The organism is Trichocoleus sp. Lan (genome assembly GCF_039961855.1).
Classification (GTDB): Bacteria; Cyanobacteriota; Cyanobacteriia; order Cyanobacteriales; family FACHB-T130; genus FACHB-T130.
This window is the reverse complement of the sequence record NZ_JAMPKA010000002.1, coordinates 248,777-266,835: the sequence shown is the minus strand read 5'-3', so window position 1 is coordinate 266,835 and position 18,059 is coordinate 248,777. Positions and strand designations below refer to the sequence as shown.

The 18,059-nt window shown below is 49.0% G+C and carries 12 protein-coding genes and 1 pseudogene; 5 read left to right on the top strand and 8 right to left on the bottom strand.

Annotation, left to right across the window (positions count from 1 at the left end; all coding sequences use genetic code 11):
• Positions 1-42: 42 nt before the first annotated feature.
• Positions 43-912 (bottom strand): FtsQ-type POTRA domain-containing protein, encoded by an 870-nt coding sequence (locus tag NDA03_RS02645; protein ID WP_348237211.1) that lies wholly within the window; start codon positions 910-912, stop codon positions 43-45.
• Between the two features lie 686 nt (positions 913-1,598).
• Between NDA03_RS02645 and NDA03_RS02640 the strand changes: the two genes are divergently transcribed.
• The 3 genes from NDA03_RS02640 (at position 1,599) to murD (ending at position 7,094) form a co-directional block, all read left to right on the top strand.
• Positions 1,599-2,936 carry a P-loop NTPase fold protein gene (locus tag NDA03_RS02640; protein ID WP_190412310.1) on the top strand — a complete coding sequence of 446 codons (1,338 nt, stop codon included), beginning with the start codon at positions 1,599-1,601 and terminating at the stop codon, positions 2,934-2,936.
• Positions 2,937-3,256: 320 nt separating this feature from the next.
• Positions 3,257-5,506, top strand: a complete 2,250-nt coding sequence (glyS, locus tag NDA03_RS02635; protein ID WP_348237210.1) for a glycine--tRNA ligase subunit beta — start codon at positions 3,257-3,259, stop codon at positions 5,504-5,506.
• Positions 5,507-5,720: 214 nt separating this feature from the next.
• A complete protein-coding gene (murD, locus tag NDA03_RS02630) occupies positions 5,721-7,094 on the top strand; it encodes a UDP-N-acetylmuramoyl-L-alanine--D-glutamate ligase (protein WP_348237209.1) in 1,374 nt (457 codons plus the stop codon).
• A gap of 54 nt (positions 7,095-7,148) precedes the next feature.
• Here the strand turns inward: murD and NDA03_RS02625 are convergent.
• The 5 genes and pseudogenes from NDA03_RS02625 to NDA03_RS02605 form a co-directional block, all read right to left on the bottom strand.
• Positions 7,149-7,403: pseudogene (locus NDA03_RS02625) on the bottom strand (DUF1830 domain-containing protein); the annotation flags it as partial.
• 115 nt (positions 7,404-7,518) lie between these two features.
• Positions 7,519-7,836: a hypothetical protein gene (locus NDA03_RS02620; RefSeq protein WP_348232836.1), complete on the bottom strand. Its 318-nt coding sequence runs from the start codon at positions 7,834-7,836 to the stop codon at positions 7,519-7,521.
• 391 nt (positions 7,837-8,227) lie between these two features.
• A complete protein-coding gene (locus tag NDA03_RS02615) occupies positions 8,228-8,569 on the bottom strand; it encodes a winged helix-turn-helix domain-containing protein (protein WP_199299554.1) in 342 nt (113 codons plus the stop codon).
• A gap of 486 nt (positions 8,570-9,055) precedes the next feature.
• A complete protein-coding gene (locus NDA03_RS02610; RefSeq protein WP_190434382.1) occupies positions 9,056-9,739 on the bottom strand; it encodes a response regulator transcription factor in 684 nt (227 codons plus the stop codon).
• Positions 9,740-9,875: 136 nt separating this feature from the next.
• Entirely contained in the window at positions 9,876-10,943 is a 1,068-nt protein-coding gene (locus NDA03_RS02605) for a M28 family peptidase (RefSeq protein ID WP_348237208.1), read from the bottom strand.
• A gap of 131 nt (positions 10,944-11,074) precedes the next feature.
• Here NDA03_RS02605 and NDA03_RS02600 point away from each other — a divergent pair, with 131 nt between their 5' ends.
• Entirely contained in the window at positions 11,075-12,352 is a 1,278-nt protein-coding gene (locus NDA03_RS02600) for a sulfite exporter TauE/SafE family protein (protein WP_348237206.1), read from the top strand.
• A complete protein-coding gene (locus NDA03_RS02595; RefSeq protein WP_348237205.1) occupies positions 12,327-13,010 on the top strand; it encodes a hypothetical protein in 684 nt (227 codons plus the stop codon). Before NDA03_RS02600 ends, NDA03_RS02595 begins: the two co-directional genes overlap by 26 nt.
• 242 nt (positions 13,011-13,252) lie before the next feature.
• Here NDA03_RS02595 and NDA03_RS02590 read toward each other — a convergent pair whose 3' ends face one another.
• The gene (locus tag NDA03_RS02590; protein WP_348237204.1) at positions 13,253-14,242 is read right to left on the bottom strand and encodes a PRC-barrel domain-containing protein; all 990 of its coding nucleotides are present in this window, start codon (positions 14,240-14,242) and stop codon (positions 13,253-13,255) included.
• Positions 14,243-14,294: 52 nt separating this feature from the next.
• Positions 14,295-18,008: a chromosome segregation protein SMC gene (gene smc, locus NDA03_RS02585; RefSeq protein ID WP_348237202.1), complete on the bottom strand. Its 3,714-nt coding sequence runs from the start codon at positions 18,006-18,008 to the stop codon at positions 14,295-14,297.
• Between the last annotated feature and the right edge of the window lie 51 nt (positions 18,009-18,059).

Sequence of the window (18,059 nt, the reverse complement as noted above, 5' to 3'; positions counted from 1 at the left end):
GACGCCTTCTGCCTAAAGCCAGAACTCGCGTTCCCTCCAAGCTTATAAGGTTTTGTTTTTTTTGGGAGCGTTGTCTTTTTTTAGTTGAATTGCTGGGGAATCGGGGTTTTTGAGGTCAATATAGGCAATTTCGCTGGTTGAAAAATGTGCTGGCAAATCTCGCATTCGATCGAGGACGGTGAGCTGATAGGCAAACCGAGAAGTGTAAGCACCACAATGTACCCATCCTTGCTCGGTTTTCAGAATTAAATTGGCTGGGTTTTGCCAATCAATTTCAAATACTTTCACCGGACTGCGGCTAACGGCTTGGTAAAGTGCCGACCAGTAGGGGCGATATTCATCCCGATAGCCAATGATTTTTAAGGTCGGCAAGGGAATGGTGCGCTCTAGTTCGGTGTAGCTTTCTAAGGGCATCCAGACGCCTTGTTCGTCCAACAATCCCAATACCGGCTGCGATCGCGTTTTGCGATTTGAGGAGGTTTGGCTGGAAGCAGGAGTCTGGCGCGTGCGCGTGCGGAGGGCGATCGCGACTGGCTGTCGTTCCGTAACTTGTACGGTGAGTCCTGGCGGCAACATTTGCCGGGTAACGGTAGCTTCCTTGATAGCAGGTTGTAATTCCAACTTATCGGCGATGATTTGCGGCTGTAGCCGCAGCAAATACTGAGGGTAAGATAGGGGCAGCAGCGACCGAATCGCTTGGATTGAAAGCGTTTTATTGCCCTCAATCGCAATTTGATCGGGTTTGCGGATCACCCAAGCGGGTAAAGTTGTCACCCAAACTAAACTGCCTGCTAAACCGGCGACGAAGATCGCTCGCCACATCGCTTGAAAAGATTTTATCCGTCGTTGGCGACGTAGTTTTTGACGCCGTTGGCTCAATTCGGTTTGTGATACTGATGCGATGCTTGTCATCCTAACTTCTCAATCGGGAGTTTGTGGTGCTTGAGGTAGACTGCACTCAACACAGCTTGATGGTGGTTCGCCGTAAGTTTAGGCGCGTCCTTCTTTAACTTAAACAGAGCGCTTGGGAGTTCCGACTATCCCCTCCTGACGGGGCTATCGCCCTATGCTCGCCAATCCGCTGACCGGGGAGAAAGTCACGATCGGTTCCCTCGGCAATTTCATCTAACAGGACGTTAACAGAATCTCTTTCTCTTTTCAGTACGGCTCATCAGGAACTGTAGCGGGAAATTCTAACGTCTAAATATTAACGTGACCGGGTCATTATGAACTCTGTTTAGACTACGGAAAAAGAATTTAAAATTGGGGATCGCTCTTCGCCGCCAAAATCTGGGCTTTTTCCATCGCTTTTTGGATCACTCGGCACGATTCGGCGAGGCAATCATCGCAATTCGACCTGAATCGAAGCGCATCTGAGAACCAAGCTGAGAGCGATCGCGTTATAGCCGCAAAGTAGCCGGTGGTTATACGACTCAGGGCGAAGCATTCCTCTCAAATCCCCTCAACTCTACCAGGATGTATCTATCTCAGTGCAAGAGGGGTGCGCCCCTCCAGTCCGACTAGGGTCGCTTTAACGGAAGCTGTCTAGCAGTACAAAAATCAGTACAGGGATTGATCTGCATACTCAAGAGGTCGGCATGAAATTGGATTTGGAGAGATTCTATAAGGCTTGTAACCCTGCGAAGACGCTCATCTTCTCTAGGGCGGAAGATCGTCCCTACTATATCGATTTCTCAGCGGTGCGAGGTGGCAAAATTATTGAGGCGGTGGGGCGAACCATTGCCCGGATTTCACCCGACGATCCCACCAGTCAGCTATTTACCGGACACATCGGCTGTGGGAAGTCTACAGAGCTATTTCGCTTGAAAGCCGAGTTAGAACGGCAGCAATTTCATGTGGTTTATTTCGAGTCCAGTCAAGAATTAGACATGGCGAATATCGATATCAGCGATATTTTGCTGGCGATCGCGCGTCAAGTCAGTGAAAGCCTGGAAGAAATTCAGATTCGGCTCAAACCGAGTTACTTTTCCAATCTCTTCAACGAGATCAAAGACATCTTGCAGACTCCGATTGATGTCTCCGCTGAAGCCCAATTGTCTGTGGGGATTGGCAAAATTACCGCCAAAACTAAAGATAGCCCTAAGCTGCGGGATCAGTTGCGGCAGTACCTAGAACCCCGCACCGAAGGCTTTTTAAAAGCGATCAATGAAGAAATCCTGAAACGGGCGAACGAAGAACTGAAGCGACGCGGTCAAAAAGGCTTGGTGGTGATTATCGATAACCTGGATCGGGTCGATCCTCGACCGATGCCTTCGGGAGGTACCCTGCCAGAATATCTGTTTATCGACCGGGGGGCACAGTTACGCCGCTTGAGTTGCCATGTCGTTTACACGATCCCCTTGTCCTTAATTTTCTCCAACGATTACGAAGCTTTGAAGAATCGTTTGGGGGGTGGGGTGGCTCCCAAAGTGTTGCCAATGGTGCCGGTGCGGAACCGCGATGGTCGGGATTGCGAGGCAGGAATGACGTTGCTGCGAAAGATGGTGATGGTACGAGCCTTCCCAGAAGCGAACGAACAGCAGCACCTAGAGCTATTGACCAAGGTTTTTGATGCTTCTGAAACGCTGGATCGGTTGTGCCGGGTCAGTGGCGGTCATGTGCGGAACTTACTGGGATTGCTTTACAGCTGTCTTCAGCAAGAAGATCCCCCCTTCTCCCGCGCTTGTTTGGAGAATGTGATTAAAGAATACCGCGATGATTTGGCGCTGGCGATTGACGAAGAGGAGTGGGACTTATTGTTTCGGGTGGTGCAGCAGCAAAATGTGAAGGGCGATAAAGAATATCAGACGCTGCTCAGAAGTATGTTTGTCTTTGAATATCGGGATGAGAATGGGCGCTGGTTTGGGCTGAATCCGGCTTTGATGGAGACGCCAAAATTTAAGTCTTTAGTGGCTCTTCACCCCTTAGAAGCGTGATGTATCTTGGATTGGGTCAGGATCGCGCTCCGATTGTTTTGCGTAGGGGCATGGCAGGGGCATTGCAGTGTCATGCCCCTACAGAACGTGAATGCGTGAATGAGTGTAAGTTGCTTTAATCCACGTTCCTTATCGGAGAGATCGACTTAATCTGGGTACAGAAGAGGCGATCGCTTCCGATCCTGGATTTCCAGTAGGGGCACAGCAGTACCGTGCCCCTACTCGACATCGTTATTAGATGCAGCCTGTCTGGATTCCCAGCGCGGTAAACTGTTTAAACTAGCTAGTCCAGCCTCTGAATCATTAAAAGACAGTGTTCTATGAGTACATTTTTATTGGAAGTTGGTACAGAAGAATTACCTGCAAGCTTTGTGAATGATGCGATCGCGCAATGGCGATCGCGCATTCCTGCCAGTCTTACCGAAAATAGCTTGGCTCACGAGGCGATTGAAGTTTATGCCACACCCAGACGCCTCGCGGTGCTGATTAAAGGATTGCCGACTCAGCAACCGGATCGAGAAGAAGAAGTCAAAGGGCCACCCGCGCAGGCGGCGTTTAAAGATGGGCAACCCACGAAAGCAGCAGAAGGGTTTGCGCGAAAGCTCGGTGTAGAACTCAACGCTTTAGAAATTCGCCCCACCGACAAAGGTGATTTTGTCTTTGTCCGGCAAACTATCCCCGGACGTCCAACTGCTGAAATTCTCACTCAGTTGGTTTCCCAGTGGATTTTTGGATTAGAAGGCAAGCGGTTGATGCGGTGGGGCGATGGGGACATCAAGTTTCCGCGACCGATTGAGTGGTTGGTGGCTTTATTAAATGATGCCGTACTGCCGATAGAGTTAGTCAATGGTTCCGAGACAATTAAGAGCGATCGCATTACACGCGCTCATCGGGTTTTGCATCCCGAATCTGTGACGATTTCTCAGGCAGATGATTATGTCGATTGTTTGCGTTCTGCTTCGGTGGAAGTGAATCCAGAATCGCGTCAAACCAAAATTCAACAGCAAGTCCAGGCTGCGGCTCAAAAGATGGATGGCTACACCGAAATCTATCCGGATTTGCTGCAAGAGGTCACTCATTTAGTAGAGTTTCCCACAGCAGTTGTCGGAAAATTTGATTCTGAGTTCTTGAGCCTCCCAACTGAAGTGATTACCACAGTGATGGTAACTCACCAGCGTTATTTCCCAGTTTTTAAAACTGAAAAATCTAAAGAATTACTTCCCTATTTCATCACAATCTCTAATGGCGACCCGGCGAAGTCAGACATTATCGCTGAAGGAAATGCACGAGTAATTCGGGCACGATTAGCGGATGGTCAGTATTTTTATAAAGCTGACTTATCTCAGCCTTTAGAAGATTATTTACCTCAACTGGAAAAAGTCACCTTTCAAGAAGATTTAGGGTCGGTCCGGCAAAAAGTAGAGCGTCTGGTTAAAATTGCGGGTCATATTACTGAGCAACTGCAATTAGAAGCAGATGAAAAGAAGCACATTGAACGAGCGACTTTACTCTGTAAAGCGGATCTCGTGACTCAAATGGTGGGAGAATTCCCCGAATTGCAAGGCATTATGGGGCAGAAATATGCCTTAGCAAGTAACGAATCGGAGGCGGTTGCCACCGCAATTTTTGAGCATTATTTGCCGCGAGGGGCAGGAGATTCTTTACCCCAAACGATAACCGGGCAAGTTGTCGCTTTGGCAGATAGGCTGGATACTTTGGTCAGTATCTTTGGGCTGGGAATGCTGCCCACAGGTTCTTCCGATCCCTTTGCTTTACGCCGTGCAGCGAATGCAGTAGTCAATATCACATGGGCAGCAGATTTACCGATTAATTTGCATCAATTGCTGCAACAAATTGTTGCAGATTTTGTTGGCAAATATACCAAGATAATCCCTCTTGGGGCAAATGTTTCTAAGGATTTGCAGCAAAAGATTCTACAAAACATTCAACAAAAAAATGATGATTCTGTTGACAAATATTTCAAGACAAAATCAGAGGAATTAGTGCGGCAATTGCAGGAATTTTTCTTGCAACGCATCCGCAATCTCCTACAAGATGAGCGAAATACTGATTATGACTTGGTGAATGCAGTTCTGGGAGACAACGATCCGGAATATACAGAACGAGCGTTAAAAGACTTATTGGATGTCCGCGATCGCGCTTTATTTCTCCAGACAATTCGCAATAATGGCAAGCTGAATGAAATCTACGAAACTGTCAACCGTTCGACTCGTTTAGCAGCCCAAGGCGATTTAGATAAAGCTCAGTTACAACCAGAGACGGTGGTGAGTCCAGAACTATTCCAGAAAGCATCAGAGCAAGCTTTTTATGATGCTTTAGTGCAGATAGTTCCGCAAACTCAAGCATCTCAAGAACAGCGAAATTACCAGCTATTAGTGGATGGTTTAGCACAGATTGCTCCGACTGTTAGCACTTTCTTTGATGGTGCTGAAAGTGTTTTGGTGATGGATGCCGATCCCAATATCAAGCGCAATCGGTTGAATATTCTGGGTTTGCTCCGGAATCATGCCCGCGTGTTGGCTGATTTTGGGGCGATTGTGAAGAGTTAGTCGGAAGTTAATGGGTTTGATTTTGGGGAGTAAGCAGAAATTAGGAAGAAAAAAAACCGCGAAGGCGCACTAGCGGAGCCATGCGCGTTAGCGCTATAGGGCGCGAAGGAAGAATCAGGAAGGAGGCTATTGGTGGGAAATGAGTTTTTAAATACCGTTATCGCGATATGATACAGGATTGCTAAACTAGGGACTTTGCACTGCCATTTAGTCTATGCCCATCGCTCATATTATCGGTCTGGGAAAATCGGGAATTGCCGCTGCACGGTTGTTAAAACGGGACGGTTGGGCGGTGACGATTAGCGATCGCAATTCGTCCGAAAATCTTCGCCAAGAACAACAGCAGCTTGCCAACGAGGGCATTGACGTGAAGTTGGGCTATTCCTTAGAACTTAACGGTTCCGATTTGCCCCAGATGATTGTCGTCAGTCCCGGCGTTCCTTGGGATGCACCGATATTAATAGAAGCGAGGAAGCTAGGTATCGAGACAATTGGAGAAATAGAACTCGCGTGGCGATATCTCCAATCTTGTCCTTGGGTAGGCATTACTGGCACTAACGGCAAAACTACCACGACAGCTTTAGTTGCTGCGATTTTTCAAGCGGCTGGTTTCCATGCTCCCGCCTGCGGCAATATCGGCTATGCTGCTGGGGAATTAGCGCTGGCGGAAAAGCCTCCAGATTGGGTAATTGCAGAACTCAGCAGCTATCAAATCGAGTCCTCTGCTACAGTTGCTCCGAAAATCGGGGTTTGGACAACCTTTACGCCGGATCACCTCAGCCGTCATAAAACCCTAGAAAACTACTACAACATTAAGGCACATCTACTGAGTCAGTCTCAGCAGCAAGTATTGAACGGAGACGATCCCGAACTGCGGAAAACTGCACGCGATCGCTTTCCCAATGCTTACTGGACAAGTGTGAGGAAAGCCGATTTGATTGGCGAGAAAGGTTTCTACATCGAAGACGGTTGGGTTGTAGAGACGCAAATGGCATCTCCACAAGCTGAAAAACAAGGTGAAAAGATTGTGCAAGCATCGGCGTTGCGGATGGTGGGAGAACACAATCTGCAAAATCTGCTGATGGCGGTAGCGGTGGCGAGACTGGCGGGAATTGAGAAAGAGGCAATCCAAGAAGCGATCGCAAACTTCCCCGGCGTTCCCCATCGCCTGGAACACATCTGCACGCTGGCGGGGATTGACTTTATCAACGACAGCAAAGCCACCAACTACGACGCCGCCCAAGTCGGATTAGCTTCCGTTAACAGTCCCGCGATTTTAATTGCTGGTGGTGAAGCCAAAGCGGGTGATGACACCAGTTGGCTAGAGACGATTCAAACCAAAGCCGCCGCCGTATTACTCATCGGTGACGCCGCCCCTGTTTTTTCCCAGCGACTACAAGACGTTGGCTATTCCAGTTACGAAATTGTACAAACGATGGAGAAGGCTGTCTCTAGAGCGGCTGAATTAGCTCAAGCTCATGGCGCTAAAGTTGTCTTACTTTCTCCAGCCTGTGCCAGTTTCGATCAATACCAAAATTTTGAGCAACGCGGCGACCATTTCCGCCAACTTTGCCTTGAGTTATTGTAGCAATTAGAACTGTAGCATTTAGAACTGTAGCATTTAGACGAGTTCAGCTGCCAATTCTTGAATATATAGCTGATTGCAAGGGATTGTATCCGCTAGACTTGCATCGAATATCATACCCGTATGAATTTCTAGCTGAGCATCCGGTAACGCTTCAAAGAAAAAACGTTCTTTTGGAAAAACAATCCGCTCAAAGTACCAGTTTGGGATATTCGCAATCCGAGCGATCTGAATTTGGCTGGTGGAATTGATATAACAGCAGAGAATTCTATCAGACGAATTTGGAGGAAGAGAATCAAGTATCTGAGTCATAACTATCCTACTTCTGTAAGGCTGATGATGAATGAATCTGGCTTTGCCGAAAACTCATACCAATTCGGTTGCTAATTTATAAAGCAGGGAATCGGTAATTTGTAATGTCTTTTCTTTACAGGATAGGGGTAATGCGAAAAGGCTGTCGGGTAAAATCCTGCCTTAACTGGGTGCTTATCCCATCAAGATTAAACTGAGCAACAGTCATTTTGTTGTACTCATCTTGCATAAATTCATGCAGCATCCAAAACCATCTATCTCGATAGGGGGTGCCTTCAGTAAATCTTGAAGCAAGTTTGTAAGCATCTCTCATGGATACCAAGAACCCGTATTTATCGATGTCTTCTTCTTTTATACAATTTTTCTGCCAATAGACTGTAAGAGAATTCAGAGTCGCTTCATCAAGTAAATAAATTTCTTCTTTTTGACTCATTTTGTATTATTCAACAGAATCTGTTGCCCTGAATAAACTGCTGTGAAAAACATCTTAAGATTAACCAATCAGATAAATGAAGAAGCAGTATCGCAGATGATTTTTTGAGATCGTTCGCTCAATGTTGGTTGTTTAAGCTTCTTCCCCTCTAACGGTCTATGTGAAACCCTGGTTTAGCTTTGACAAGAGTGATTAAATTTGGCATTTCCTGGTAACAATAGCTACAAAACCAGTAAACTTTCCCCAAAGCCGCATGGCGGACTAAGGGCTGGGAACAGCAAGGACAAGAAGGCATTTTTCTTTTCTATTCAAACGCTTTATCTAAAAGTTAACGCCTAAAAGTGAAGAAGTCGGGAAGAAGGAAAGTTAGATTTTGTCAGCGTAACCATGCTTAAGGTCGGGGCGGGCTGTTTTGGAGACGATAACCTACGCCATAAACGGTTTCAATTAAATCAGCGGGTGCGCCCACTGCTTGCAGTTTCCGCCGTAAATGCTTAATGTGAGCCTTGATGGTCTCTTCATGAGGCATTTCTTCAGGCTGCCAAAGGCGTTGGAGAATCTCATCTCGCTTTAATATGCAGCTACCCTTTTTCAAGAACAGTTCTAGTAAGCAACACTCTTTTGCAGTTAAATTCAGAGGTTGACCGGCATAGGTAGCTTCATGGGTAGCTGGATTGAAGTGTAAGTCTCCCCACTTCAACACCGACTGCAAAGCCGAACCCTCTGAGTCCATTACCGTTTTGGCAGAAGCCAATAGCCTTATCAGTTTTTCTCGCTCTTTTCTTAGTTTTCTTAGGCTATTTCGCTGAGTGATTAGGAGCTTTTGTTGCTCAGTTAGTGCTTTTTGTCGCTTTTCATGGTTATTTTGACATGTAATCAAGTTTTTTTGGCTCCTTATCCTCGCTTGTTGTTGTCTTTCACTGGCTTCTGATTGATTAAGAGAGTTATCTGTATCGCTACTATGTGTGAAATTCATTTGTTTTAGGTGTAAACAAAAACGACACTAGCAGAGTAAAAGTTGCATTACAGCTAGAAGATTTATGACTGTATGGCTGTAACGAACTTCGATTTTTTTAACTTATCTACGATCTATGACATTAGTGCCAACTATGACGTTAGTGCCAAAAAGTGAAAATCTGAGGTCAGGGTAAGATTCAATCGATAGTTTGGGGGACTTCCCTTCCGATGAAGCGATCGCCCTCGTTTCACTGAACGCTACTTAAACCTGAGACTCTTGTTTCAAGCGATAGCCCAAACCATAAACAGTTTCAATCAAATCACTCGGGGCACCAATCGCTTGCAATTTCTGCCGTAAACGCTTGATGTGGGTCTTGATTGTTTCTTCTTGCGGGATTTCTTCAGTGGGCCAAAGGCGGTCGAGAATCGCACTCCGACTCCACACCCGGCGACCATTTCGCACGAACAGCTCGATTAAGCGATACTCTTTTGCCGTCAACTCCAGAGGATGACCGCCATAGGTGACTTCACAGGTAATCGTGTTACAGCACAAGCCTTCCCAGTTAAGGATGGGTGGTACCGTCAAACTACCCCGACGCAGTAAAGCACGGATGCGAGCAAGTAACTCTTGCTTGTCAAAAGGGTAAACAACATAATCATCTGCGCCTGCATCTAATACCATTACCTTCTGAGCAGCGCTATCCTGAGTCGCCACGATGAGGACAGGGGTGCGATCGCCCATGCACCGCAATTGTCGGCAAAAGTCGATACCGTTCAAGTTCGGCAAGCACAAATTCAAGATAATCAAGTCGTAGGGAAAGGTTTGCGATTGCTCCCATCCGGCTTGACCATCAGGGGAAAAATCAACTACATAATTTTGGTCAACGAGCGCTTGGTTCAGGGTTTTAGCAAGGTATTGCTCATCTTCCACTAGCAGAATTCTCATAGGAGCTTCACTGAAAAAGTGAAAAACTAGGGAAAAGTTGGGTGTTTCCCTAGAGTATCACCGAGAAGCTGATTAAAGCATTGCTCTTTAGCATAGGATATAAAAAACGTCAACTATTTTTGGGCAATGCCAGCCGTTATTGCCCGAAATTGCTGCCAGCAGATGGTGAGGAGGTGGATGGCTCCGATTCCAGGCGATCGCTCTCCAAAAGCCGAGCGATCGCGTTCGCAACGAGCTGGGCGGCTCCTTGGAAGAAGGGTCGATCTAAATTGGTCGGCGTATCGCTGGGCTGATGATAGTGGGGAGTCCGCAGATTCGCTGTATCGGTCAACAGCACTGCACCCACTCCCCGATACCAGAACGGCGCATGATCGCTACGCAACACATCGGGGGTCATGAGACCTTTTAAAGGCACGGGTACGGTGAGAACCAGGGGTAAACCGGGTTGAGCGGACTTTTTAAAAGCGTCTAGCAGTGGCAAGTGTTCGGTGTCGCCGACGACCGCCAGAAAGTCACCTTTATCGCTGGGTGGAGTGATGGGCAAACCAGGGGGAACTTTCTGGCAGCCTGGGGTGTAGCAAGCATAGCCCACCATATCCATGACGATGACGCCGCGCAGGTTATCTAAATTTGTCTGCTTTGCGGCAAAGGCAAGACTGCCCCGCAGTCCCAATTCCTCTTGGTCAAAGAATGCCAATTGTAGCGTCCGGGGAGTGGAGAGAGAACTGAAGAGACGAGCCATTTCCAGAATTACGGCAACGCCACTGCCATTGTCATCAGCACCAGGAGAACCGGAAACGGTGTCGTAATGAGCTGCGATGAGAACGGTTCCGGCTTTCTTATCGGTGCCTTTGCGAGTCGCAACAACGTTGACGCCGCCCTCGAAAGGTTGTAGTTTGGGCGACCAGCCCGATTTTTTGAGGGATTGGGTGAGGTATTTGCGAGTGCGATCGCGTTCTGTCTGGGTGTAGCGCTGAAAGTTTAATGCGTTGACGTGCGCCATCAGCCGCTTTGGGTCTACATTCGGAACATTGACGGGTTTCTCAGACGCCACTGCTATGTCGAAATGCTGGACTGGAGGTGCTGGAGTGCTTTCTACCCGGCTTTCAATGACTGGTTGCGATCGCTGCTGGAAGAATTCATGGCTGCTGACGGCGACTGCGATCGCGACCAGTGCTAACACCGAGACTATCCATTTCCTCATTTTTCTACCTAAAATTACCGTTTGTTTATCGCCGCCCCCCGTCCAGACCTAGAATAACGACTGAGGGAGTTGGGTCTATTCCAGCTTTCGACCGAACAAGCCGCTGGAGAGGTTCCTAAGAAACAAACATAATGTTGGATTTGTTGCTAGTCATGGCTCTGGGATTTTTAGGGAGTTTTGGTCACTGCGTGGGAATGTGTGGCCCTCTCACCGTAGCGTTTTCCCTGTCCCATCAGCAAAATACCGCTCCCCGCTGGCAGCAGCAACTGTATTTTCACGGGCTATTAAATTTGGGGCGGATTGTTAGTTATACCCTCACGGGTGTTGGACTTGGGGCACTGGGTTCTCTATTAATTGCCGGAGGGCAATTCGCTGGGATCGGCAGTGACTTGCGCCGCGCGATCGCTATTTTGACCGGACTGATGCTGATCTGGTTTGGCTTGGCACAGATTAAACCAGATTTCCTGCCTCGGCTCCCGATTTTACATCCCCTCAAGCAAGGCATCTGGCACAATCGTCTGAACGCCGCAATGGTCAAGCTGTCGCTGAAATCAAGCCAGTCGCCGCCCGGAGGGGTATCTACAAGCGATCGCCAAAATCGCCTTTCCTTAACACCGGCTTTATTGGGGCTGGTTTGGGGCTTAATTCCCTGCGGATTCTTGTATGCAGCTCAACTCAAGGCAGCGGAAACGGGCAGTCTCTGGATGGGGGCAGCAACTATGCTCGCTTTTGGGCTGGGAACGCTACCGATGATGCTGGGCGTCGGAGTGTCGGCATCTAAATTAAGTGCTGACAAACGCAGCCAGTTGTTTCGGTTGGGCGGTTGGGTGACGCTGACGATTGGTATCCTCACCCTGATGCGAACCGGCGACACAATGGTAGATTACACGGGACACGCGGCGTTACTGTGTTTGATGCTGACTCTGATTGCCCGTCCGGTTAGCCGCTTCTGGGCACAATTGTTACATTACCGCCGCGCCTTGGGAGTGGGAGCTTATGTGCTGTCCCTTGCCCACATTTTTCACATGGTAGAGCATACGCTGAACTGGAATTTCAACGCAGTGTTTTTTATGTTGCCAGTGCATCAATGGGGGATGGGTGCGGGAGCGATCGCTTTGGCGTTGATGACTCCAGCGGCACTAACCAGTTTTGACCGGATACAGAAATCTTTAGGCAAACGCTGGCGACAGATTCATCTGCTGAGCATTCCAGCGTTTCTCCTGTGTGTAATTCATGCGGTGCTAATCGGTTCCCATTACCTCGGTACTTTAGGGGGGACTTGGGCGAATCAGCTGCGGGTAGGGCTACTGGGAATGGTGGCGTTGGGTGTATTACTGGTGCGAGTTCGCTGGATTTGGTCACTTTTTTCACTTGAAAAATTATATGTCCCTCCTTCCCAGTCTCGGTAAAAGCTCTTTACAAATTGACCAACCGTATCTTAATCAGAAGGGTTGGGGGAATCGCGGATATTTGTTGCAGACAATAGGTGAAACGGTGTTCTTCCTGACACTACTGGTTACACCCGCGACTGCCCATAAGGTACAGATTGCAGAAGATGTCGGCGGTACCCTGCACATCGAACCCAATGACAACCCCAAATCTGGAGAACCTTCTCTTACCTGGTTTGCACTCACTCGCAAAGGCGGTCAAGTCATCCCCTTGCAGCAGTGTAATTGTCAGTTAACTGTCTACTCTGAACCCCGCACCCCAAACGCCGCCCCCGTCTTGTCGCCCGCGCTAAAAGCCATTTCCGCAGAAGGATATCAAGGCATTCCGGGTGCCGAGATTGTTTTCCCCAAGCCGGGGACTTATCAGGTGCAACTCAGTGGCACACCTGCATCGGGAGCGAATTTCCAGCCGTTTGAGCTAAAATTTCCCGTCACCGTGGCAGCAGGGACGGCGGTGCCAAAAGTCAGTCAATCTAGCCAGCCGTCTACTCAGGAGCAAGTTCCTGGAGATACCTTAGCTTCCGCTAGTGCGAACAACTTCGCATCCGCTAGCGCGATCGCTATATTCGTCATTCTCGGGCTGGGAATCGCTTGGCTTGTCTGGCGGCGAAGAAAATAAAGGTGCTGGGAGACATTGCGCCGTGCAATTTTCTTGAATGAAAATCCCACCAGATGCTTCTAAAGCAAGTTAGAAGCATCCGGTGGGACTGAAGATTGACTCTCTTAGTGCATACACTTGGAACCTCACCCCCAACCCCTCTCCGTGAACGGAGAGGGGAGAATATTGAACCCCTCCCCGTTTACGGGGAGGGCTGGGGTGGGGTTCAACATTCACGAGGAGGGACTGGGGTGGGGTTCACCTTAATAGGTGCCGTCTTCGTACTCCGGCGCTTTGGTTTTTTCAGGAATGTTTAGGCGGGGCGCTTTGTAAGGTTCTGGCTCCTCAGCATCTTCCCAAACATCTTTCTCCTCGTATGCGTCTTCTTCGTAGTCCTCTTCGTCGTCGTATGGCTCAGATTCCACGTAGGGTCGATCTTCATAGCGAACGCCCCGCGTTTCGGTTGTCGCCTCGCTCCAGTTATCCTCTTCGTCGTCTTCTTCGTAATAAATGGATTCGGCTTGGCGCTTCCGAACTGGCTCTGGTTCTGGTTCGTCCCACTCGTCCTCATCCCAGCGGTTTTCAACAACCGGGGTAGAAGTGCGAATCGGCGTGACGGTCGGGGTGCGAATGGGGATGCCAGTTCCCAGCTGCTTGTCCGATGCAACCGTCGGCTGAAAGTAAGCTTCCTCGTCTTCCCGTTCCCAAGGCGCTCTGCCGATGCCCAGACGCTCTAAAACGCCCACCGTTAGCTGAACGAGACGCTCTTCGGAGCCTTCAAATACAATTAATCGATTCGGGCCACTGCTGACAATTTCCTCTATCGGCAGCTCATAGGTGCTAATCACCTGGTCGGGAATTTGCGGCAACCCCAAAGATGCAACGATCAAGGAGTAAACTTTGCCACTGTCAGGATCGAACTTGAAACTCCGGACTCTCCCTAGAAGTTCGCCCGTTTCCGTAATCACTTCGCTGTTGATCAGGGTGCTGTAGGCATCAACGTCGATATCTTCAATAACGTCGTCATCTTCAACCAAGATCACATCGCCCATCTGACGGATGCTATCAAGGAGCATATACCGGGGCATTCCCGCAATCGAGAGCAGATTGTCTCGCAAACCGAGCGCCACAACCTTGCGCTGATCGATGTCTACCAATAGCTCCTTGACAACACCCACGCGCTTACCAGTGTCGCGGGTGATGACTTGGGTATTTAAAATGTCGGAGCGTTGACGGATTTGTTCAGATGTCATTGGAGGCCGAATCCCGATCTCGAATCCTATTAGTTACTAATACTAATTCAAATCATACAGACTCTTTTTGAGACTGCAATTTTAGTCCCAAAACTTGGGTGTAAGCTCCTCGCGCCTGAGTGACGCCGATCGTGCGTTCAGATGACTCAATCATAGGGCGTCGGAGACTCACAACAATAAACTGCGCCTGCATCGCTTGTTGTTTAATCATTCTAGCTAATCGCTCTACGTTTGCCCCATCCAAAAACATATCGACTTCATCAAAAGCATAGAATGGCGAGGGACGGTAGCGTTGCAGGGCAAAGATGAAACTCAGGGCGGTGAGGGATTTTTCGCCGCCGGACATGGAAGCAAGCCGCTGTACGGGTTTGCCTTTGGGGTGTGCAACGAGGTTTAAACCTCCAACGAAAGGATCTTCAGAATCGTCGAGTTGTAAGTAGCCATCGCCATCGGAAAGTTCGGCAAATATTGACTGAAAGTTTTGATTGACTGCATCGAAGGCTTCTTGGAAGGCGCGGCGTCGGAGGGTGGTGAAATTTTCAATTCGCAATAACAATTCGGTGCGTTCTGCTTCTAATGTTGCTAATTTCTGAGTGAGTTCTTCTAATCGGGTGGTGGTACGTTCGTATTCTTCTAACGCCAGCATATTGACGGGTTCCATTGCTTGCAGGCGTTTGGCGATCGCTCGCATTTCTTTTTGCAATTGTTCGAGTTGAGCGATTAAGGAGTCAAAGGCGATCGCTTCCGTCTCGGTAGAACCCGGATTGACAAGCATGGGCACTTCTGGCAGCGGATCGGGTAATTCTGCCTGTTGCGCTTCTAGCTGCGGTTGCACAGTGGCTAAGGCTTCCCGGTGCTGTTGTTGGGTTTCTTGGAGTTTTTGCTGTTGCCATTCCAGCTGCTGTTGGGAAAGATGACGCGATCGCAATTCTTGTTCGGCGCGATCGCGTTGTTGTTTAATTTCCCCTAATTTCTCCTCTTGCTGTTTTAATCCGGCTTGGGTTTGGGCAATTTGAGTGCTAAGTTCTTCGGCTTTAGTGTTGAGTGCTGTTAGCTGATTTTGTTGTTCTATCTGTTGCGTGCGATATTCTTGCAAGCGCTGCTGACATTCTTGGATTTTTTCTTGCGATCGCTGTTGCTGATTTTCCAAATCTTTTAATCTTTGCTCAGCAGCCCGAAGCGCTTTTTCCCGTTCTTGTAGCTGTTGTTCGCCGGTTTTAATCGTCGCCTGAATTTGTTGCCATTCGCTAGAAGTTTGAGATTGTTCTAATTCCGCTAAAGCTTGCCGCAATTGTTGCAGTTGCGCTTCCTGCGCGGGTAATTCGGCATTAAGGGAGGCTAAGCGAGACTCAGCTGTATGGAATTCTTGGGTATTTTTAGAAAGAAGCGATCGCGCTTGTTCTGTTTGTGCAATTAAGTTCTTAATTTCCTTTTGCAACTGTTGGCATTGCAGTTCTTGTTCCCGCCGCTTCGCCTTCGCCTCCGTCAATTCTTGACTCAGATGCTTGGTTTTTGCAGTCAAAGAACTGATAATTTCACCACAGCGATCTAAAATTCGCTCAATCTCTTGCAAGCGATTTCTCAACGCTGCTGCTTCTGCCGATTCTGCCGCGTCAGCCGTCCCAAAATGCAGCCCGGAACGTTGATTGCTACTGCCACCCGTCATCGCCCCGCTGCTTTCCAACAGTTCCCCATCGACGGTGACAATCCGGTGCTGCCCCAAGTGACGACGCGCATCATTGAGGTTTTCAAAGACAACGGTGCTGCCGAAGACGTAGGCGAAGATATCCCGATATCGCGCCTCACAATCAATCAAATTCACCGCATAGTCAATAAATCCATTCGCATAACTCAGGGCGACGGTTTGAGAAAATCGCGGGGGCTGAATTTTATTCAGGGGTAAGAACGTGATCCGCCCTGCCCGTTTTTGTTTCAGCAGTTCGATTCCCGCCGCTGCCACGCCGTCATCTTCTACTACGAGATTTCCCAGACGCCCACCAGCGGAGGTTTCCAGTGCCAGCTGATAGCGGGGTTCCACGCGCCCTAGCTGGGCGACTAAGCCGCAGACACCGGGTAATCCTGATTGCAAAATCACTTTGGTGGCGAAGGTGCCTTGCGCTTCTTGCTCCGCTTGCGCTTGCGCTTCGAGTTTATCGAGTTGGCGTTGTTTGTCCCGTTGCTCTTGTAGCAGTCGCTTCTGAGTTTCTTGCTGGATTTGCAGTTCGTGTTCGGCGGCTGCGAGAGATTGCGCTAAGGATTGGATTTCTTGGGCATAATCATTGAGTTGGATTTCAAAATCAGCTAATCGAGACTGTTTTGTGGTAGATTCTGGCTCAATTGTTTTTAAAAGCTGGTTTTGCTCCTCGATTTGCCGCCCCAAGTTGGCATAACGCTCTCTCAGTTGCGCTTGCTCGGTTCGTTGCGGTTCGACCGTTTGCAGTAAAATTTCGATTTGGCGATTTAGGGCGGTTTGTTGCTGCACCCAAGCTTCCGAGGCGGCAGCGATCGCACTGGCGGCTTCCCGTCTTTGCTCTAAAACTTGCTGCGCTTCATCCCGTGCGCCACGTAGAGAAAAGAGCGATCGCGTCTCTACATCGTGTTTCTCCTCAGTCAGATGTTGCAGCGTTTGCTGGTGTTGTTGAAGACTTCGCTCCTCGTGTTCTATATTCGCTGTCGTCGTCCCAAGTGCTGTTTCTAACTCGCGCTGCTGGCGTTGAGCCGCACGCCGTTCCGCTTCCTGAGTCGCGAGAACCGATTGCAAAGCCAGAAGTTCTTCTTCCCCCAGCGCCTTCACTTGGGTATTCAGTTGGTCGAGTTCTGCCGTTGCTTGCTGGATTTGAGCGTAGAGGGCAGTTAGTTGGGTGGTTAACTCAACGGAAGTGCGATCGCCTGCGGCGATTTGCTCTTTGAGGCGTTGCTCTTGTTGTTGAAGGCTTCGCCATTTTAGAACGACTTCCCACTGTTCTTTCTGCTGAAGTTCGGCGCGAAGTTTTTGGTATTTTTCGGCTTTGATGCGATCTTGAGATAAGCGATCGCGTTGGGCAACCAGTTCCGCCTCAACGATGCGACAGCTATCTTCCCGCTCTTTAACGGAATCTAGCGTGTTCTTCGCCTGCACAATTTTCCGGTCAAAGGTCGCCACTCCAGCCAATTCATCAATTATTTCCCGCCGTTCTCGCGGGTTCATCGAAATAATCCCGGTGACATCCCCTTGCAGCACCACGTTGTAGCCTTCTGGATAAATCCGCAGGCGGTTCATTTGTTCGTGGAGTTCGGTGAGGTTGCAGGATGCACCGTTGATGTAGTAATTCGACGTGTACGTACCTTGCTGAGTGACTCGCAGTTTCCGCGTCACACTCCAGTCTGAGTTATCATTTCTCCCCCCCTTTTTAAGGGGTGGCAGGGGGGGATCGTCACCCACTTTTTCCAGGGTGGGATCGTCGGGATTTTCTCCTTGCCCATTGTGCGTTTCCTCCTCCTCATCTGCGAAAGCATCCGGTACATCAGACAAATCAAACGTCACCGTCACGCTAGTCTCCACCGTGCCGCGATGGGTTTGGTTGTGATTCACCAAATCCGGCAAGCGTTCCGCCCGCATTCCCTTAGAACTGGCGAGTCCGAGGCAAAACAGCAGCGCATCGAGAATATTCGACTTCCCCGAACCATTAGGGCCAGAAACCACGGTAAACCCCGGCAGCAACGGAATTGAGGTAGTGCCGCCGAAGGATTTGAAGTTACTGAGTTCCACTCGCTTGACATAGACCATAGGTGCTGGTCAATTAGGCTGTTCGGGTAGGTACAAGTGTATCAGCGTAAT